The sequence below is a fragment of the Novosphingobium sp. HR1a genome, from assembly GCF_015594425.1.
Taxonomy (GTDB): Bacteria; Pseudomonadota; Alphaproteobacteria; order Sphingomonadales; family Sphingomonadaceae; genus Novosphingobium; species Novosphingobium resinovorum_A.
In genome coordinates this window covers 1-19533 of the sequence record NZ_JABXWS010000026.1, presented here as the reverse complement: position 1 = coordinate 19533, position 19533 = coordinate 1, and the positions used below count along the sequence as shown (strand labels likewise).

The following is a 19533-nucleotide window of genomic DNA, read 5'->3' as shown; positions in this document are numbered from 1 at the left end:
CCGAGCCGATTGCAAGCGCGCCCCTCAGCCCTTCTTGAGGTGGCGGCGGCCCAGCAGTTCCGCGATCTGCACCGCGTTGAGCGCCGCGCCCTTGCGCAAGTTGTCCGACACGCACCACAGCGCCAGGCCGTTGTCCACGGTCGGGTCCTCGCGGACGCGGCTGACGTAGGTAGCGCCGTCACCCACCGCCTCGATCGGAGTGACGTATCCACCGTCCTCGCGCTTGTCGACGAGCATCACGCCCGGCGCCTCGCGCAGGATGTCCTGTGCTTCCTCGGCGCTGATCTCGTTCTCGAACTCGATGTTGAGCGCTTCGGAGTGGCCGACGAAGACCGGAACGCGCACGCAGGTGGCCTGCACCTTGATCTTGGGGTCGAGAATCTTCTTGGTCTCGACCACCATCTTCCACTCTTCCTTGGTGGAGCCGTCGTCGAGGAACACGTCGATGTGCGGGATCACGTTGAAGGCGATCTGCTTGGTGAACTTGCGCGGCACGACCGGGTCGGCGACGAAGATCGCGCGGCTCTGCTCGAACAGTTCGTCCATGCCCGCCTTGCCCGCGCCGGACACCGACTGGTACGTCGCGACGACGACGCGCTTGATCTTCGCCTTGTCGTGCAGCGGCTTGAGCGCGACGACCATCTGCGCAGTCGAGCAGTTGGGGTTGGCGATGATGTTCTTGGCCTTGTACCCGTCGATCGCCTCGGGGTTCACCTCGGGCACGATCAGCGGCACGTCGGGGTCCATGCGGTAGAGCGACGAGTTGTCGATGACCACGCAGCCCTGCGAGGCCGCCTTGGGCGCATAGATCTTCGTCGCGTCCGAACCCGCGGCGAACAGCGCGATGTCCCACCCCGTGAAGTCGAAATGTTCCAGGTTCTTCACCTTGAGCATACGGCCGGTATCGCCATACTCGACTTCGGTGCCCACAGAGCGCGAGGAAGCCACGGCGGCGATCTCGTCCGCCGGGAATTCGCGCTCGGCAAGGATGTTGAGCACTTCACGGCCGACATTCCCCGTCGCACCGACGACGGCAACCCGGTAACCCATGGCAAATTCCCTTTAAAGGCGCCCGGGCAAGCGGACGCAGATACGCCGCGCGGGTTACCCGTCCACGCCCCTCAGGGCAAGCTGCGAAGGTTCCGGACGATCCAGCGTCAGGCAAACGCTGCGGTTGCGGAAGGCTCGGACACCTGCGGGCGCAGGAACGGCTGACGCTTCCAGTACGTCAGCGAGCGCCATATCCATTCGAGCGGCCCACTGAGGAAGAACCGCAGCCAGACATTGGCGAGGACCAGCATGACCACATCGATCACCGTCGCCGCTATCGCCAGTTCGGTCCAGCCGAACTTGCCCCACAGCCCCAGCCCCCAAGGCGCGAAGACGAACCACAGCGTGACGATGCTGGTGAGAATGTAGATCGAGAACGCCATCCGCCCCGCCGCCTTGAACGGCGAAAGCACCGTGCGCCCCGCCTGCGTCTTCATCAGCAGGTTGAACAGGCCGACATGCCCCACGGTCACGGCCAGCCTCGCGAACTCACCTGCGATCGTGCCCGGTGTCGGCCAGGGCGTGAACTTGTAGATTTCCGCCACGTCCCAGGCCCGAAGGCCGCAGCCGACTCCATATGCGACGATTGCCAGTCCGGCGTAGAACCCCATCGAGCGCCCGCCCTGGATTACCCCCCACTTGAACAGGGCCATGCCGAGACACATCGCCGGCACCGCCTCCAGCATGGTAAAGAACAGGCCATTGCCGTCGCCGAAAACCTTGTTCCAGATGAACCAGGCGAACATCACGTATTGATGCGGCCATCCCGCCCGCGCCTTGCGCTCGGCATCGATGGCGACCTGCGCTTCCTTGCTGGGCGGCTTGGAGAGGTCATGCGCGTCCACCTTCTCCTGCCATTTGTCGAGCGTCTTCTTGTCCTCGCCCGAGAGCTTCACGCCTTCGGCGCGCTTCTTCTGCAGCGCTTCGACCTTATGGATACGCTCAACCCGCTCCTGATAGCCGATCACGCCGCCCCCGCCCGGCCAGCCCACCGCCATGAGCGCGGCGAAAGCCATGCCCATCGCCAGCAGCACCTTGGGCGGGGTCTTTCGAAACGGAAACAGCAACAAGGCGCACAGGCCGTAAGCAAGGAGAATGTCACCCACCCAGCCGATCACGAAGATATCGGTCAAGCCGAACAGGACGAGCAGCAGATTGCGGCGATAATAGAGATCGGCGACCGCCACCGGATCGTCCGGCTTCATCGCCTTGGCCGTGAAGACCAGCACGCCCGCGCCGAACAGCAGTTCGAACAGCCCGCGCTGCGTACCCTCCCAGAATATCTGGATCGTCGCCCAGGTGGTCTGATCGGCCGCGCTCCAGGACAGTCGGCGGAAGTCGTGCATCCACGACGACACGTTGGTGCCCATGAAAGGGATGTTCATGTAGAGGATACCGAGGATCGCAATCCCACGCATCACGTCGATCACATCGATCCGTGCACGCCCCCTGACCGGGCCGAATTCCGCCACTTCCCCCGCCATGACTGCCCTCACCAGTATTCTGACGGGATCGTAAGTGAGCGGCAAAACACAGTCAATCAAACGCTATTCGCCAGTTCATGACAAATACCGCCACATTGAATTACTTGAACATCAACACGCTGAGAAACTGACCGAAACTGCGGATCGATTTGGACAATGCAAATCTCACTTCACTATCGAGGCGCGGCATGCGGCGATCGCGATTGGCCACCAGAGTGTCGAGAAAGGCATCGTCAGATTCTTCCGCAAAAGCCTCAAGGTCGCAAATCAGCATGGGGTCCGCCACCAGTTCGGCAGCTTCCAGCAAGGGCATGGACACTGTTTCACCGCGCAGGGCCTTCGACAGGAACGGCAAAGCCGCGCGAGGGTCTATCAGCGCGAGCCCATGAATGGCCTCGACGCGTACCTCGGAGGCATCATCCTCAGCCGCCTCGGACAAAGCGGCGCGGACGTCCGGTCGATCCAGTTTCAGTTGAGACAACAGCATCACCGCCCAATCGCGATTGGCCGCGTCTGTGTGACGGGTCGCCGCAATGAGCCGCTGCAGGTTCGCTTCGCCGAACACATGGCCACCGAAACACACGTCATCGACAATGACGGCCTGCAGAAATTCCGAAGGCGGAAAGTAGCGATCGGGCATGGCGACAGTCGGCCCACAGCGTCGGCCAAGAGCGATACCCGGCACCGATCCTCCTCCAGCGGGAAGAGGATCGGCAACCGTTAGTCAGTGCGCGGTGGCTCCGGCCGCAGCCGTGTGCGCTGCCGGCGCAGCGGCGAGTTCGTCCGCCTCGGTCCACTCAATGGCGGTGAGCGGCTCGGTCAGCGCCTTGGCCAGCACTTCATCCACGTGAGCGACGGGGATGATTTCCAGCCCCTGCTTCACGTTGTCGGGGATTTCGGCGAGGTCCTTGCGGTTCTCTTCCGGGATCAGCACCGTGGTGATGCCGCCGCGCAGGGCGGCCAGAAGCTTTTCCTTGAGGCCGCCGATCGGCAGCACGCGGCCGCGCAGGGTGACTTCGCCGGTCATGGCGATGTCCTTGCGCACCGGATTGCCGGTGAGCGTCGAGACGATCGAGGTCACCATGCCGATACCTGCCGAAGGACCATCCTTGGGCACAGCACCTTCGGGAAGGTGGATGTGGATATCCTTCTTGTGGAACACGCTCGGCTTGATGCCGTAATGCGGCGAGCGCGCACGCACGAAGCTGAACGCGGTCGAGATCGACTCGTTCATCACGTCACCCAGCTTGCCGGTGGCCTTGATATTGCCCTTGCCGGGCACGGTCACGCTCTCGATGGTCAACAGTTCGCCGCCCACTTCGGTCCAGGCAAGCCCGGTGACGGCACCAACCTGGTGCTCTTCCTCGCCCATGCCGTGGCGGAACTTCCGAATCCCCGCGAATTCGTCGAGGTTTTCCGGCGTGATGGTGACCGCCTTGGCCTTACCCTCGAGAATCTGGCGCAGCGACTTGCGCGCCAGCCGCGCGATCTCGCGCTCCAGCGTACGTACGCCAGCTTCGCGGGTGTAATAGCGGATCAGGTCGCGCAGGCCTTCCTGCGTCAGCGTGAATTCGCCCGTCTTGAGCCCGTGCGCTTCCACCTGCTTGCGGATCAGGTGACGCTCGGCGATCTCGACCTTCTCGTCCTCGGTGTAACCCTCAAGACGGATGATCTCCATGCGGTCAAGCAGCGGCTGCGGCAGGTTCAGGCTGTTCGCGGTGCACACGAACATCACGTCCGAAAGGTCGATGTCGAGTTCCAGATAGTGATCCTGGAACTTCGCGTTCTGCTCCGGATCAAGCACTTCGAGCAGCGCCGAAGCCGGATCGCCGCGGAAGTCCTGGCCCAGCTTGTCGATCTCGTCGAGCAGGAACAGCGGGTTGGACTTGCCCGCCTTGCGCAGGTTGGTCACGATCTTGCCCGGCAGCGAGCCGATGTAGGTGCGGCGGTGGCCGCGAATCTCGGCCTCATCACGCACGCCGCCCAGCGACTGGCGGATGAACTCGCGCCCCGTCGCCTTGGCGATCGACTTGCCCAGCGAGGTCTTGCCCACGCCCGGCGGGCCGACGAGGCACAGGATCGGCCCCTTCAGCTTGTTGGTCCGCGCCTGCACCGCGAGGTACTCGACGATGCGGTCCTTGACCTTGTCGAGCGCGTAATGATCGGCGTCGAGGATTTCCTGCGCCGAGGAAATGTCGCGCTTGAGCTTGCTCTTCTTGCCCCAGGGCAGGCCCAGCAGCACGTCGAGGTAGTTGCGGATGACGGTTGCCTCGGCGCTCATCGGCTGCATCGACTTGAGCTTCTTCAGCTCGCCGACGGCCTTTTCCTTGGCTTCCTTGGAGAGCTTGGTCTTCTCGATCCGCTCGGCCAGTTCCTGCAGTTCGTTACCTTCGTCGCCCTCGCCGCCGCCGAGTTCCGACTGGATCGCCTTGAGCTGTTCGTTGAGGTAATATTCGCGCTGGGTCTTTTCCATCTGGCGCTTCACGCGGCCGCGAATCTTGCGTTCCACCTGCAGGACGCCGAGTTCGCCCTCCATGAAGGAATAGACCATCTCAAGACGCTTGAGCGGGTCGGACTCGGAAAGCACCGCCTGCTTGTCCGAGACCTTGGCCGACAACTGCGCGGCGACGGTGTCGGCCAGCTTGGCCGCATCTTCGATATCGCCGAGCTGTTCGCCCGCGTCCTGGCTGAGCTTCTTGTTGAGCTTGGCGTATTCGTTGAACTGGTCGACGACGGTGCGCATCATCGCCTCGACCTCGGTGCCCTCGGCCTCGGTCGGCGCTATCGCCTCAACTCCCGCGACCAGCATCTCGCCCTCATCCGTGGTTTCGGAGCGCAGGGTTTCGAGGCGGGCACGGTCCTGCCCTTCGACCAGCACGCGCACGGTGCCGTCCGGCAGCTTGAGCAGCTGCAGGACGCTGGCGATCACGCCGGTATCGTAGAGGTCGTCACGATCCGGATCGTCGCAGCTGGGATCGAGCTGGGCGAGCAGGAAGATGTCCTTGTCTCCCGCCATCGCCGCCTCAAGCGCGGCCACGGATTTCTCGCGGCCCACGAAGAGAGGCACGACCATGCCCGGGAAAACGACGATGTCACGCAGCGGCAGAAGCGGAAGCAGGTTCAATGCACTTGTCCAATCATCTCGCACGGGGACTGCATCTTGGCCCAGCCCCGGCATATTCCCGCAGGATATGGGGGGTTTTGGTCGCCTTGCAATCTTTTCGAGGCGAAAGGCCGTGGAAACCCGCCTGTTCGCTACAGGAAATTACCCTCATCACGTTGCGAGGGCATCCCCAGCTAGGTCCGATTTCGAGGTATAATGGCGTGAACCGCACCGTTTCAGCGCAAGACCTTAGCGTCGGCGCGTGGTCCTTCGACAAGCTCAGGACGAGCGGGCCAGGGGCGAAGACTGCAAAAAAGAAAAGCCCAGCCCGAACCACCGCTCAGGCTGAGCTTGTTGAAGCCCCGAAAAGGCAAACGCGCTTTAGAACGGCAGCTTGAAGCCCGGCGGCAGGCCCATGCCCTGCTGGGCCTTGGCGAGTTCCTCGTTCGCCACCGAGTCGGCCTTGACGCGCGCGTCGTTGTAGGCGGCCGCGATCAGGTCTTCGAGGATCGGCTTTTCCGAGGCCACCATCAGGCTGTCGTCGATGGCCACGCCGATCACGCGGCCCTTCGCCGAACAGCGGATCTTGACGAGACCGCCGCCCGACAGCCCCTCGACCTCAAGCTGGTCGAGCTTGCCCTGGGTTTCGTTCATCTGCTTCTGGATGGTCTCGGCGGCCGCTTGCGCGGCCTGGATCATCTCTTCCATCGACTTCATCTCAACGTCTCCAATTGCGGCCGCCACCGCCGATGGCGGCCTGGCGATCTTCCTGAATGAGTTCGGCGCCGGGGAATGCCGCCAGCGTCGCCTCGACCAATGGCGAGGATCGCAGCGCCTCGGCGTCGGCAGTCTTCTTTACCTGGTGCACTTCGACGAGGGTGGGCGCGCCTTCTCCCGCGACTTTCTCGACCTGCCAGCGTTCGCCGGTCGCGGCTTGCAGGCCGCCGCGCAGAACGGCGACGATGTCCTCGTTGAAGCCCGGCGGCTGGGCATAGCGCAGCAGGCCGGGCGAAAGCTCGACCACCCGCACCTGCATGCGCATGGTGTTCGCGGCGGACATCTCACCCGCATGCTCGACATCATCGACCAGCGCTTCCCAGCGCGGCGAGATCGCAGCCGGTGACATTGCGACAGGCGCGCCCGACGCGGCACTTCCCTGCTCGGCCACAGGAGCCGCAGGCGCTCGGGAGGCGATTTCCTCCAGCTTGCGGACCAGTGCGCCGGGGTCAGGCATGTCGCTGGCGTGCATGATCCGCAGCAGCGCCATCTGCGCCGCGACGAGCGGATCGGGCGCGGACTTCACCTCGTCATGCCCCTTGAGCAGCAGTTGCCACAGGCGATGGAGTTGCCCCGCCCGCAGCGACTTAGCCCAACCCTCGATCGCCTCGCGCTCCTCGGTGGAGTGCGCTTCGGCGCTGCCGCTGACTTGCGCCACGGCGACGCGGTGGGTCAGGTCCATGAGGCCGCGCATCAGCGCGATCGGCTCGACACCGAGCGCGAACTGGTGCGCGACGAGGTCGAGCAGGTCGCCGCCCTTGCCGTCCAGGATCGCGGCGATGAGCTTGCGCTGCACGCTCTTGTCCGAGAGACCGAGCATGTCGCGGACCTTGTCGGCGCGGACCTGGCCTTCTCCATCAAGATCGGCATGCGCGATGGCCTGATCGAGAATCGAGAGGCCGTCGCGCACCGAACCCTCGGCGGCGGCGGCAACCATCGCAAGTGCCTCGGCCTCGGCCTCGACGCCTTCCTTTGCGCAGACGTGCGCGAAGTGGCCCGCCAGCATCGGCGCGGGGATACGGCGCAAGTCGAAGCGCTGGCAGCGCGACAGCACCGTGACCGGCAACTTGTCCACCTCGGTCGTCGCGAAGAGAAACTTCACGTGCGCCGGTGGTTCCTCAAGAGTCTTGAGCAACGCGTTGAAAGCATTGCGCGAGAGCATGTGAACTTCGTCGATGATGTAGATTTTGTAGCGCGCCGAGACGGCGGCATAGCGCACCGCCTCGATGATCTCGCGCACGTCGTCGACGCCGGTGTGGCTGGCGGCGTCCATCTCGATGACGTCGATATGGCGGCCCTCGGCGATAGCGACGCAGGGTTCGCACTGGCCGCAAGGGTCGATCGTCGGGCCACCCTGCCCGTCCGGGCCGATGCAGTTGAGGGCCTTGGCGATGAGGCGCGCGGTCGAGGTCTTGCCGACCCCGCGCACGCCGGTCATCAGGAAGGCATGAGCCAACCGATCGCGCTTGATCGCGTTGGCGAGGGTCTGGACCATCGCCTCCTGCCCGATCAGTTCGGCGAAGGTCTGCGGACGATACTTGCGCGCGAGCACGCGGTAGGGCTGCGCTGTCGTTCCGGCAGGGGCGGGCTTGGCCGAGGGCGCTTCGACGGGCTTTGGCTGAGCGGGAACGACGGCAGGTTCGGTTGCCTCGGCGAACATGGCGCTTTGCCCGGCTGCTTCGAGTTCGGCAGTGGTGGGCTTTGGCTCCGGCGTCGCTTCCGGCTCAGGAGCGCCGAACATCGACTGCTGCCCTGCTGCCTCCAGTTCGGCGGCATCGGGCTTGTCGTCAGCGTCGTCTTCGTCCCAGGGGGGCGTATCGCCGAACATGTCGCGTGAATCGTCCATCGTCGCTCAAACTAGGGGTTCGCGCCCGGGATGTCAGGAGGAAAGCGGCACGCTTACCGGCATGTTCCACAGCCTTCGCATCCAGAAGGACACAAAGACGTGAAAATTCAACGATGTAGAAAAATGAAGGAGCCGAACGACCCGCCGCAACCCGTTGTGGCTGCTTCCTTCCGGACCTGACCAAGTTGGCGGACGCAAACGCCCGTCCGACTCCCGAAGCGCCCTATGGCGGTGGTTTGACAGGAAAGCAAGCGTCAGACGTAATGGAATCGGCATTGGGCGATTTCCAGCCGCTGCTCCGCTCCACTTCCGGCGACGCGATAGACCAGCCTGTCCGCCTGATTGATCCGCCGCGACCACCAGCCCTGCAATTCGCCCTTGAGCGGCTCCGGCTTTCCGGTCCCCTTGAAAGGCGTCCGGCGGCACTGTTCGATCAGCGCATTCAGCCTTTCCAGCGTGGTACGGTCATTGGCGACCCAGTGCTGGTAATCCTCCCAGGTGCGAGAGGCGAAAACGATTTTCACTCCAGCCTCCTATGGCTGGACGAGATTGCGTTCCTGCCCTTCCCCCCCATCGAGTTCCCGAACGGAATCGCGCAGGCGGGTCGAATTCGCCGGGGTCGAGACAAGGTGCATGGTTTCGGCCATTGCGTTCCAGTCGGACAGCGAGACCACGACCACCGCTTCCGCCTTTTGGCGTGTAACGATGACGGGTGAACGATCGTCCACCACATGATCCATCAGCGCCTTGAAATTGGCGCGCGCTTCGGAGAACGGGAGCACTTCCATGACGTAAATATGTACAAAAATTTGTACAACGTCAAGTCGTGCCCCCTAATATCTCAGCGGAAGTTGTCGGCGTAAGCCTGGATCTTGAGCCGGCGCGGCGGCGTGGCGTGGATGGCGGCCTCGATGCCGTACTTATCGGCATAAGCCTTTGCCTCGTCCGAGGTCGGGAAGCGCAGGATGACCTGCTGCTGCATGTCGCCCGAACCGGCCCAACCCATCAGGGGATCGGGCTTCTTAGCCTCCGACGGTGTGAACTCGAGGGTCCACTGATCGAGCAGCGCCTTGCCGGACTGCATGGCGTTCTTCGGGCGTTGATAGATGCGTGCGCTCATGAGCCAGCGCTTTGCCCTCGAATCGAGGCTGAAATCAAGCGCGAATCACGCCTTGCGGCCTCCACCACCTTTCATGGCTTCGAAGGCATTGCGGGTCTTGAGGCTGGGGTCCTCGTTCCAGGGCTCGTCCGGCCAGCGGTGCCGCGGGTAGCGGCCTTTCATGTCGCGCTGCACGTCGCGCCACGATCCGCGCCAGAAGCCCGGCAGGTCGCGCGTGGTCTGGAGCGGGCGGCCGGCGGGCGAAGTCAGCTTGAGCAGGAGCGGCTGCGACGGCTGACCGAAACCGGGATGCCGGTCGAGCCCGAACAGCGCCTGCACGCGTATCTCGACGGAGGGGCCGCCCTCGTCCTCGTAGTCGATCGGATGGCTGGTCCCTACGGGACTGCGGAATTCTGCGGGCGCGAGGCGTTCAAGCTCCTGCTGGTCGTTCCAGTCCATCCGGTTGCGCAAGGCCTGCGACAAGGCGCCGCCATCGAGCGCGTCGAGACGGCGGCCGAGCAGCGGGCCGAGCCAGTCCTCGAGGTCCGCCAGCAGCGCCTCTTCGGACAGCGCCGCGATCCCGGCATAGCGTGCGCGGCGCAGAAACCCTTGCGCGCCCTTGCCCAGCGGCACCAGCGACAGGCCCTTGAGACGGATTCGCTCGATCAGGAAAGCGCGGATCGCCTCGGGATCGGGGGCTGGATCGGGTCCGCTCGTCAGGGTGATGGCGCCCATGCAGCGCTCCAGCCGCGCCTCGACCCGCGCGTCGCCCTCGTTCCAGCGCAGAATGGTGCGACGTTCGATGGCGTCACCCAGCCACGCCTCGACTTCGGCAATCTCCAGCGAGGCACCGGAAAGAATGCGCGCGCCTTTCGCCTGGCCCTGCGCATCACCGATCACCATCCACTCGCGCGCAGCCAGCGGCGAGGCGGGATCGAGCACGTAGCCCCGCCCCCCGGCGCTCAGCCACGTCTCGCCCGAACCGTCGCGGCGGCGTGCCAGCATGTCCGGGCGGCCGAGTGCGAGAAGCACGCCGGGCGGCAGATCGTCCGAAGCGCCCGCCCGCACCAGTCCGGCCGCACGGCGTGCCCAGCCCGAAGCCAGCTTGCGCGAGGCCTGCGCGCGGGGGGCACGATCGGCGTTCCAGCGCGAGAGCCGCTGTGCGAGATCGTCGCTACGGCCACCTAGACCGCGCTCCTGCAACAGCAGCGCCAGTTTCGCGGCATCTTCGCCTGCGCCGTGTTCAGCGGCGCGCAAGATCATCGCCGCCTGTGGCGGATCCATCGGCAGGCTCGCGACCTTGCGGCCGAACGCGGTAATGCGCCCCGCCTTGTCCAGCGCGCCGAGTGCGGCGAGGCCCTTGCGCGCCGCCTCCAGCGCAGGCACCGGCGGCGGATCGAGCCACGCCATCGCCTCGGGAGCGCCTGCCCCCCACTGCGCCAGCGCAAGGGTTAGCGGCGCGAGGTCGCTGGTCAGCATTTCCGGCGGGTCGAACTCGGGGCGGCCTGCATGCGCGGCTTCTTCCCACAAGCGGTAGGCGACGCCGGGCTGCTGGCGTGCGGCGCGCCCCGCACGCTGGGCGGCCGAAGCCCGGCTGGCGCGGTGCGTGACGAGCCGGGTCACGCCCGCCGCCTTGTCGAACTCCGCGCGGCGCGAAAGGCCCGCGTCCACCACCACCGAAACGCCGTCGAGCGTCAGCGAGGTCTCGGCGATGGCGGTCGCAAGCACCACGCGGCGGCGTCCTTCTGGATCGCGCCGGATCGCTGCACGCTGGGCGGCGGGCTCGCACTGTCCGTGGAGCGGGAGGACCAGCGCGGAGGGCAGTTTCTGGACCAGCGCTTCCGCTACGCGCTCGATCTCGCGCACACCGGGCAGAAACGCGAGCACGTCGCCCCCCCGCCCTTCCTGTGCCGTCTCACGCCATGCGGTGAGGACGGCCGAGGTCACCGCATCCTCGATCCGCCTGTCCGGCGCGTGCCCAAGCCAGCGCAGGTCCAGCGGCCAGGCCTTGCCCGCGCTCTCGATGACCGGCGTGCCCTCGCCCAGCAGCCGGGCGAAGCGGGTGCCGTCGATGGTGGCCGACATCACCACCACCCGCAGGTCCTCGCGCAGGATGCTGCGGCTTTCGATCGCAAGGGCAAGGCCGAGGTCGCTGTCGAGATGGCGTTCGTGCGCCTCGTCGAACAGCACGGCGGACACGCCCGGAAGCTCCGGATCGGCAAGGATCGTCGAGACGAAGATCGCCTCTGTCATCACCAGGACACGGGTGCGGGCCGAGCGCTTGACGTCGAGACGGGTGATGTAGCCGATCGTCTCGCCCGCCGCCTCGCCGAGCCCCTCGGCCATGCGTTCCGCAGCGGCGCGCGCGGCGACACGGCGCGGGGAAAGAAGGATGACGGTGCCGGTGCACCAGCCCTCGCCCAGCAGGGCCGGGGCAAGCGCGGTGGTCTTGCCGGCCCCGGGCGGCGCGATCAGCACCGCGCCCGTCCCCGCACGCAAGGCGGCGAGGAGGTCAGGCAGGACGGCATGGATCGGTAGCGTGCTCACGCCCGGGCGTTTAGCGTCTGATCCGCCCACTTGGAAGCGGCGCCGATCCATGCCCTTTACTGCCCCAAAATCACCGGATCGGCTGTAACTACAGGATCGTTTCGCAAGGCACGTGCACTTTTCATAAAGACTTGGACACTATCCGGGATCACTTGCGATCTCCCCGTTCTCGAATTGCAGACGCGCACCCCATGAACGTTGCCGGTCAGTACCCTCTCAGCGTCGCGCAGTATCTGCGCCTGCGCGAGCACATACCACCGCTGTACGGGCTGCTTTCGATCAATGCCGCCGTCCTGGCCTTCACCCATCGCCAGTTGGCGCCAACATTGCTGGTCTACACGATCCCGAGCATCCTGATCGCGGCGTGCGTCGTGCGCATGATCGTCTGGACCCGCCCGGTGAAGCCCGCCGACCTCGAACCCGAGGCGGTCCGCCGACGCCTGCGCCGCACCCATTTCTTCGCGGTGGCCTTTTCGATGGCCTTCGTCGCCTGGTCGCTGACGCTGGACCAGTACGGCGGCCCTTACGAGCACGGCCACGTCGCCGTCTTCGTCTCGGTAACGGTGCTGGGCTGCGTATTCTGCCTCAGCTTCCTGCCCCGCGCGGCCATGGCGGTCTGCGTCACCGTGCTGGGCACGTTCCTCACCTATTCGCTGTTCATCGGCCATGAGGTGCTTGTCGCCATCGCCGCGAACATCACCCTGGTCGCGATCGGTATCCTCAAGATCCTGCGCGATTCCTACCGGTCCTTCGTCGATCTCGAAACGTCCCAGCGCGACCTCAACAACGAGCGCCAGCAGGCGCAGATACTCGGCGAGGAGAATGCCCGCCTCGCCCAGACCGACGCATTGACGGGGATGCCCAACCGCCGCTTTTTCTTCGCCACGCTGGAAGGCCTGCTGGAGCGCGCCGGACCCGACGACCGCTTCAGCGTCGGCCTCATCGACCTCGACCGCTTCAAGCCGATCAACGACACTCACGGCCATGCCCATGGCGATCGCCTGCTGCAGATCATCGGCGCGCGCATGAACGCCGCCTGCCCTCCCGACGCCATCGTCGCCCGGCTCGGCGGCGACGAGTTCGGGCTGATCGTCATGAGCGGGCCACCCGAGGCCGAACGCGTCGCGAGCGACTTGTGCCGCGCCATCCGCGAACCCGCACGCATCGGCGACATCATGGTTTCCGTCGGCTGCTCCGCCGGCCTTGCCGTCTATCCGGAGACCGCAGCCAGCGCCAACCTGCTGTTCGACCGCGCCGACTTCGCGCTCTACCACGCGAAGAACCACAAGCGCGGCCAGTGCGTGCTGTTTTCGCAGGAACTGGAGCGACTGATCCGCAGCGAGCAGGCACTTGACGCAGCGCTGCAGCTGGCCGACCTGGAGAGCGAGCTGTCGCTGAACTACCAGCCGATCGTGGCGACCGACGATCTCGACACGATCGGCGTCGAATGCCTCGCCCGCTGGCACTCGCCCCGGCTGGGCGACATTGCGCCCGAACTGCTGATCGCCTCTGCCGAGCGCGTCGGGCGTGCACGCGACGTCACGTTGACGCTGTTCGACAAGGCGCTCGACGCACTGGCGCGGCTGCCTGCCGGTCTGCGCCTGTCGTTCAACCTGTCGGGCAACGACATCTGCAACCCGCAGACGATCGATGCCCTGCTCCAGCGCATGGCCGCTTCCGCATGCGATCCGCGCCGCGTGCTGATCGAAATCACCGAATCCTCGCTGATCTCGGAGTTCGCCATAGCCAGCGCCGCGCTTGAACGGCTGCGGCAGACGGGGATGCGGATCGCGCTTGACGATTTCGGCACCGGCTATTCCAGCCTGTCCTCGCTGCACCAGTTGCCGCTGGACATGGTGAAGATCGACCGCAGCTTCGCGGTGCGGCTGGACGAGGCTTCCGGCCGCCGCCTGATCACGGCGATCCGTCACCTCGCCCGCTCGCTCTCGCTGGAATGCGTGATCGAGGGAATCGAGACGGAGAACCAGTTTGTCAGCGCAAGGCTGGCAGGGTTTTCGCTGGCGCAGGGCTATTTCATCGCCCGCCCCATGCCGCTGGCAAGACTGCTGGACCGCCTTGCCCATCCGGGAACAGCCCGCTGGGATGCGGTGGCGGGCTGACGTCAGCCCGGACTGGCGCGCACGCCGTAATCGATGCGGATGCGTACCCATTCGCCGACCTGCGGCTTGCCGTTGATGCGCGGCGGGATCACCTGGAACTGCCACGCGGCGTTGAGCACCGCACGCCCGAAGCCCGAACCGCGCGGCGACTCGCCGAGTATCTGGCAGTTCTCGACGTGATAGTGATCGATCGTCTGGCAGGCGACCATGCCCCAGCCCTCGGGCGGGGCATTGGCGGGCATGTAGCCGCCGAGCTGCGCATCGGTGGGCCTGCGGAACCAGTCTGCATTATAGAGCGTGGCGCCGCCCGGCCCCTCGCCGGGACCGTAAGTCGAGCCGCTGTTGCCGCCGCCCGAGGGACTGCCGCTGCCCGAACTCTTCATGCCGCCGATATCGGCCGCCGCCATGTCCGACTTGGAGAGCTTGAGGAAGCTGAAGGCAGGCTTCTCCGGCGTCTGGGTCGGCTTCTCGATCGGCTGTACCGGTGTCTCGACCGCGACCTTGGGCTGTTGGACCTGGTCCTTCTCGGCCTTCTCCGCCTTCTCGGCGGGCTCCGGAGACTTGGCGCCGGTATCGGCATCCTCGCCCTCGACATTAAAGGTGACGGGGTTCTTCGCCTTCTCGCGCAGAGGGGCCACCGCCGTCTGATAGATCGCGATCAGCAAGGCGATCACGATGATCGCCGCCGACAGCAGTGAGGATATCAGGCGTTGGCGAGGCGAACCGGATTGGTATCCGCCCCTGTCGGCGTAGGAGGGCATGGCGCGCCTCATTAAGCGAGCCGTGCTCGCGCTGCAATTACGGCTTTGTTGCAGAGTGTCGCAATCTCTGTGGACTGTGGCGCTTTCGCCCACCCCGTCCGGCTAGGCAGCCCTTCGACAAGCTCAGGACTGCCAAGCCTCCCGGCCCTCCCGCATGCGGGAGAGCAGGTCCGACTTGCTCCCCTCCCGCTTGCGGGAGAGGCTGGGGGTGGGGGTGGGGGTGGGGGTGGGCCTTTTATTGATTAGTAACGCCGCGCAACGGCGAACTCCACCGCCTCGGCCATGGCGTTGCGTGCCTCGCCCGCAGGGAAGCCTGCAATCGCGTCGATCGCGCGCTGGGCGTAAAGCCGTGCCCGCTCGCGGGTCGCCTCGACGCAGCCGTGGCGGTTGATCAGTTCGACCGCATGAGCGAGGTCTTCGTCCTCGGTGCGGAAACCGGCGATGGCGTCCTCCCAGAACTTGCGCTCCTCGGCATTGCCGCGCGCGTAGGCGAGGATCACCGGCAGGGTCATCTTGCCCTCGCGGAAATCGTCGCCCTTGTCCTTGCCCGATTCGGTCACTTCCGAATCGTAGTCGATCGCATCGTCCACCAGCTGGAAGGCGATGCCGAGGTTGCGGCCATAAGCGTCGAGCGCCATTTCCTCCGCCTCGCTCTTTTCCGCAACGATCGCGGAAATGCGGGTGGCGGCGGCGAAGAGCGCGGCGGTCTTGGAGCCGATGATCTGGAGGTAATGGTCCTCGCTCGTCTCGATCCGGCGCTGCGCAGTCAACTGGTCGACCTCGCCGGCCGCGATGATCGAACTGGCCTTGGAGAAGACCCGCAAAACCTTGAGGCTGCCGTCCTCGACCATCAGTTCGAAAGCCCGGGTGAACAGGAAGTCGCCCACCAGCACCGTCGCCGGATTGCCGAACACGATGTTCGCGGCAGCCTTGCCCCGGCGCATGTCCGAACCGTCGACGACGTCGTCGTGAAGCAGCGTGGCGGTGTGGAGGAATTCCACGGCGGCGGCCAGCTTGTGGTGGCGGTTGCCCTGGTAGCCGCACAGCTCAGCAGCCGCGACCATCAGCATCGGGCGCATGCGCTTGCCGCCGCCCGAGATCAAGTGCCCGGCAAGGGCGGGAATAAGGGGAATCTCACTCTGCATGCGGTCGAGAATGACGGCATTGACGCTGTTCATGCCGGACGCGGTAAGCGCCAGCATGGGAGCCAGGGAGGGTTGCTGCCTGCGCGTCTGCAGGGGGACGATATCTGCGCTCATCGCTGCGCGCTTTGGGCTCAAGGCGACCGCAACGCAAGTGCAAACGGTATCAACCGTGGCCGCAACCGGATTGGCAGAAGTGGGAAACCCGTGCTAGCGGGCGCTGCGATGACTCAGCAGACTTCCTCGACCGTCGGCACCGTCGACCCCGTCCTCGCGGGCTTTCGTTCCAGCATCGATAACATCGATGCCGCGCTGATCCACATGCTCGCCGAGCGTTTCCGGATCACCAAGGCCGTGGGCGAATACAAGGCGAAGACCGACCTTCCCGCCTCCGACCCCGGCCGCGAGGAGCGCCAGATCGCCCGCCTGCGCAAGCTGGCCGAGGACGCGCATCTCGACCCCGATTTCGGCGAGAAGTTCATCCGCTTCGTGATCGACGAAGTGATCCGCCACCACGAGCGGGCGAAGAACGAGGGCTGAGTTCCTCCCCGAACTTGTCTCGGGGAGGTGGCGGCGACGCAGTCGCTGACAGAGGGGCTGCGTCCTCTCCCCCTCCACCACCGACTTCGTCGGCGGTCCCCCTCCCCGAGACAAGCTCGGGGAGGAACTACCGACTTACTCTTCCACCAGACCCTGCAGGCGCGCCATCAGCGTCTGGATCCGCGTCGCCGCCTCGGTGAAGGTCGCGACGTCGTCACGGTTGCCGTTGCCGCGCGCTTCCTTGGCCGATTCGAGGTAACCCTCGAGATCGACTTCCAGTGCGTCGACCAGCATTTCGATCTCGTCCGAAGTCAGCGGGACGTTGATGGGCTTGCTCATGAATGCTCCTGAATTGGCTATGCGGCGCAGATAGCCGCCCTGCCCGCGACCGCAAGCCGTGGCAGGGCCGGTTACCCCGAAAAATGTGCCGGGAAACGTATTACGCCCCAGTCCGCGGCAGCTTCAGTTTCACCAGCAGCCCGCCCAGATCCTCGCTCTCGTCGAGTTCGACGGTGCCGCCGTAAATCTCCACCACATCGCGCACGATCGCAAGCCCCAGGCCGGTGCCGGGCTTTCCGGTATCGAGCCGCGCGCCGCGATCGAAGATGCGGGTGCGCTCGGCCTCGGGGATGCCCATGCCGTCGTCCTCGATCCAGATTTCGCAGAACCGCTCGTTCTTCGCCGCATCGACGGTGACGAAGACGCTGCCGCCGCCGTACTTGGCCGCATTCTCGATCAGGTTGCCGAGCATTTCCTCGAGGTCCTGCTTCTCCATCGCCACGATGGCGTCGTGGTTACCGTCGAGATCGAGGCGGGTCTGGTCGTAGAGCCGCTCGACCGCGCGCATCACCGCCTCGAGGCTCGGCCAGACCTCGGCACGTGACTGGCCGACGGCGCGGCGGCCGACGGCGCGGGCGCGGGCAAGGTGATGGTCGACCTGACGGCGCATCACCGCCGCCTCGCGAATCACGGTGTCGGCAAGGTCCGGCGCCTGTGCCGTGGCGGCGTTCATCACCACCGTCAGCGGCGTCTTGAGGGCATGGGCGAGGTTGCCCGCGTGGGTGCGCGCCTCCTCCGCCTGCCGCTCGGTATGGGCGAGCAGCGCGTTCAGCTCGTTCACCAGCGGCTCGACCTCACGCGGGAGCGGATCGTTGACGCGGCTGGAGCCGGTGGTGCGCAGCTTCTGGATCGCGCGGCGCACATGGCGAAGCGGAAACAGGCCGTACCATGTCTGCATCCCCGCCATCAGCAGCAGGCCGACGCCGAGTGCGACGAAGCTGTAAACCAGGATCGAGCGGATCATCTTGATCTGGTCGTCGAGGTCCTTGCGGCTGGCCGCGACGGTGAACATCCACTTGGCATCGCTGCCCGGCAGGATGATCGAGCGCTCCATCACGCGAAGCGGCTCGCCCTCGAACTGGAAGCTGTCATAAACATGGGTTTCGGCGTCGAAGTGGCCGTCCGGCACGTTCAGGCTGCGGTCCCACAGCGAGCGCGAGGGAAAATCCTCGTGCCCCTTGGCGCGAATCTGCCAGTAGAGGCCGGAATTGGGTTCGAGGAACCGCTGGTCGCCCAAGGGACGCAGGAAGAAAACCTCGCCGTCCTGCGAAATCTCGGCCGAGCCGATCATGCCGGTCAGCATGTAGCCCAACTGTTCGTCGAAGTTGCGCGTGACGATGCCGGTGACGGTGTGGTCGAGCGCCAGTCCACCCGCGAGCAGGAGGAAAGAGATCCACCCCGCCGCGATCAGCATCATGCGCCGCGCGAGCGAGCCGGTACTACCGGCCCGCTTCACGGGCGCCTGAGATGGGGCGGCGTCAGCCGCGGCCGGGTTCGGCGGGATCGTCGAGACTGTATCCAAGGCCGCGGATCGTCGTGATGACATCGGCACCCAGCTTCTTGCGGATGCGCGTGACGAAGACCTCGATCGTGTTCGAATCGCGGTCGAAATCCTGATCGTAGATGTGCTCGATCAGTTCGGTGCGGCTGACCACCTTGCCCTTGTGGTGCATCAGGTAGGACAGCAGCTTGTATTCTTGCGCGGTCAGCTTGACCGGCTCGCCGGACAGCGTGACGCGGCCCGAGCGGGTGTCAAGGCGCACAGGCCCCGCCGTCAGCTCGCTGGAGGTATTGCCCGAGGCGCGGCGGATCAGCGCGCGCAGGCGGGCGATCAGTTCCTCGGTCTGGAACGGCTTGGCCAGATAGTCGTCGGCGCCGGCATCGAGGCCCGCGACCTTGTCCGACCAACTGTCGCGCGCGGTCAGCACCAGCACCGGGAACGTGCGGCCCTCGCGGCGCCACATGCCCAGCACGGTCAGTCCGTCGATCTCGGGCAGGCCGAGGTCGAGGATCACCGCATCGTAGTCTTCGGTGGAGCCGAGGAAATGCCCATCCTCGCCATCGGCGGAGAGGTCCACGGCATAGCCGTTCTGCTCCAGCGTGGTCTTGAGCTGGTTGCCCAGGGTGGGCTCATCCTCGACGATCAGGATGCGCAATGTACCGTCCTCCTAACATGAACGAGGTTGAGATGGGCCGAAAGGGTGAAACGGTCAAGCAACAGGGCGTCGCTAAGTTCCCGGCCCGTTCCCGTACGAGCGCTCTAGCGCGACTGGCCGATGATGCGCCCCGTCCGGGCATCCACATCGACGAAATAGACCTTCCCGTTCTTGATGAACTTGAGGCGATAGGTCATCGCCGCCGGGTCGTACTCCGGCCCGATGTACTGCATTCCCGACATGCGGGGCAGCACTTCGCGCTCGATCTCGCGCGGGGGCAGCACGTTGCCGGCGCGGCGCTCACGCCGCAGTTCGCCTTGCTCGCCGCCGGAAGCATGCGCCACCGGAACAATCAGGGCGGGAAGCACGGCCAGCGCCGCAAGGAGGGTCGAAATCCTTTTCATCACGGCTTCGGTGCCTAAAGTTGAAGGCTTGAACAAGTCCTGAATGTGGCGGGAAGGTGGCAGACAGGTTTCCGGTGTGGCCGATGGGCAACGCAAACCTGATCCTCCCTGTCGCGCAGCGATGGGGAGGTGGCAGCCCGCAGGGCTGACGGAGGGGTCGCGTAT

At 65.4% G+C, this 19533-nt stretch carries 18 protein-coding genes and 1 other RNA gene; 2 read left to right on the top strand and 17 right to left on the bottom strand.

Annotated features, from left to right (window positions below; genetic code table 11):
• Positions 1-24: 24 nt before the first annotated feature.
• The 11 genes from HWN72_RS05210 to hrpB all read right to left on the bottom strand — a co-directional run bounded on the left by HWN72_RS05210 (position 25) and on the right by hrpB (position 11906).
• Positions 25-1050: an aspartate-semialdehyde dehydrogenase gene (locus HWN72_RS05210; RefSeq protein ID WP_008830021.1), complete on the bottom strand. Its 1026-nt coding sequence runs from the start codon at positions 1048-1050 to the stop codon at positions 25-27.
• A 107-nt stretch (positions 1051-1157) separates the two neighbouring features.
• Entirely contained in the window at positions 1158-2546 is a 1389-nt protein-coding gene (locus HWN72_RS05205) for a DUF418 domain-containing protein (protein ID WP_309141555.1), read from the bottom strand.
• Positions 2547-2634: 88 nt separating this feature from the next.
• Positions 2635-3174, bottom strand: a complete 540-nt coding sequence (locus HWN72_RS05200; protein ID WP_069707533.1) for a HEAT repeat domain-containing protein — start codon at positions 3172-3174, stop codon at positions 2635-2637.
• A gap of 84 nt (positions 3175-3258) precedes the next feature.
• Positions 3259-5607, bottom strand: coding sequence for an endopeptidase La (gene lon / locus HWN72_RS05195; RefSeq protein WP_231958209.1), 2349 nt, complete (start codon positions 5605-5607; stop codon positions 3259-3261).
• A 411-nt stretch (positions 5608-6018) separates the two neighbouring features.
• Complete coding sequence (locus HWN72_RS05190) at positions 6019-6354, bottom strand: YbaB/EbfC family nucleoid-associated protein (protein ID WP_008830943.1); 336 nt, start codon at positions 6352-6354, stop codon at positions 6019-6021.
• Position 6355: 1 nt separating this feature from the next.
• Positions 6356-8260: a DNA polymerase III subunit gamma/tau gene (locus HWN72_RS05185; protein ID WP_037519972.1), complete on the bottom strand. Its 1905-nt coding sequence runs from the start codon at positions 8258-8260 to the stop codon at positions 6356-6358.
• Between the two features lie 121 nt (positions 8261-8381).
• Positions 8382-8478: signal recognition particle sRNA small type (ffs, locus tag HWN72_RS05180), an RNA gene on the bottom strand.
• Between the two features lie 36 nt (positions 8479-8514).
• Positions 8515-8784, bottom strand: a complete 270-nt coding sequence (locus HWN72_RS05175; RefSeq protein ID WP_069707532.1) for a Txe/YoeB family addiction module toxin — start codon at positions 8782-8784, stop codon at positions 8515-8517.
• 9 nt (positions 8785-8793) lie between these two features.
• Entirely contained in the window at positions 8794-9048 is a 255-nt protein-coding gene (locus HWN72_RS05170; protein WP_069707531.1) for a type II toxin-antitoxin system Phd/YefM family antitoxin, read from the bottom strand.
• 53 nt (positions 9049-9101) lie between these two features.
• Entirely contained in the window at positions 9102-9380 is a 279-nt protein-coding gene (locus tag HWN72_RS05165; protein ID WP_008830939.1) for an ETC complex I subunit, read from the bottom strand.
• A 45-nt stretch (positions 9381-9425) separates the two neighbouring features.
• Positions 9426-11906, bottom strand: coding sequence for an ATP-dependent helicase HrpB (gene hrpB / locus HWN72_RS05160; protein WP_069707530.1), 2481 nt, complete (start codon positions 11904-11906; stop codon positions 9426-9428).
• Positions 11907-12097: 191 nt separating this feature from the next.
• Here hrpB and HWN72_RS05155 point away from each other — a divergent pair, with 191 nt between their 5' ends.
• Positions 12098-14026: a bifunctional diguanylate cyclase/phosphodiesterase gene (locus HWN72_RS05155; RefSeq protein ID WP_069707529.1), complete on the top strand. Its 1929-nt coding sequence runs from the start codon at positions 12098-12100 to the stop codon at positions 14024-14026.
• 2 nt (positions 14027-14028) lie between these two features.
• On the opposite strand, the gene HWN72_RS05150 is transcribed toward HWN72_RS05155, so the two are convergent.
• Positions 14029-14787, bottom strand: a complete 759-nt coding sequence (locus HWN72_RS05150; RefSeq protein ID WP_211149951.1) for a hypothetical protein — start codon at positions 14785-14787, stop codon at positions 14029-14031.
• Positions 14788-15029: 242 nt separating this feature from the next.
• Positions 15030-16046 (bottom strand): polyprenyl synthetase family protein, encoded by a 1017-nt coding sequence (locus HWN72_RS05145; protein WP_036522601.1) that lies wholly within the window; start codon positions 16044-16046, stop codon positions 15030-15032.
• Between the two features lie 108 nt (positions 16047-16154).
• On the opposite strand from HWN72_RS05145, the gene HWN72_RS05140 reads away from it, so the two are divergent.
• Entirely contained in the window at positions 16155-16469 is a 315-nt protein-coding gene (locus HWN72_RS05140) for a chorismate mutase (RefSeq protein ID WP_008832035.1), read from the top strand.
• Positions 16470-16604: 135 nt separating this feature from the next.
• On the opposite strand, the gene HWN72_RS05135 is transcribed toward HWN72_RS05140, so the two are convergent.
• The 4 genes from HWN72_RS05135 to HWN72_RS05120 all read right to left on the bottom strand — a co-directional run bounded on the left by HWN72_RS05135 (position 16605) and on the right by HWN72_RS05120 (position 19368).
• The gene (locus HWN72_RS05135; protein ID WP_008832034.1) at positions 16605-16808 is read right to left on the bottom strand and encodes a hypothetical protein; all 204 of its coding nucleotides are present in this window, start codon (positions 16806-16808) and stop codon (positions 16605-16607) included.
• A 100-nt stretch (positions 16809-16908) separates the two neighbouring features.
• Complete coding sequence (locus tag HWN72_RS05130) at positions 16909-18225, bottom strand: HAMP domain-containing sensor histidine kinase (protein ID WP_231958208.1); 1317 nt, start codon at positions 18223-18225, stop codon at positions 16909-16911.
• 61 nt (positions 18226-18286) lie between these two features.
• Complete coding sequence (locus HWN72_RS05125) at positions 18287-18964, bottom strand: response regulator transcription factor (RefSeq protein WP_008832032.1); 678 nt, start codon at positions 18962-18964, stop codon at positions 18287-18289.
• A gap of 104 nt (positions 18965-19068) precedes the next feature.
• Entirely contained in the window at positions 19069-19368 is a 300-nt protein-coding gene (locus HWN72_RS05120; RefSeq protein ID WP_008832031.1) for a PepSY domain-containing protein, read from the bottom strand.
• Between the last annotated feature and the right edge of the window lie 165 nt (positions 19369-19533).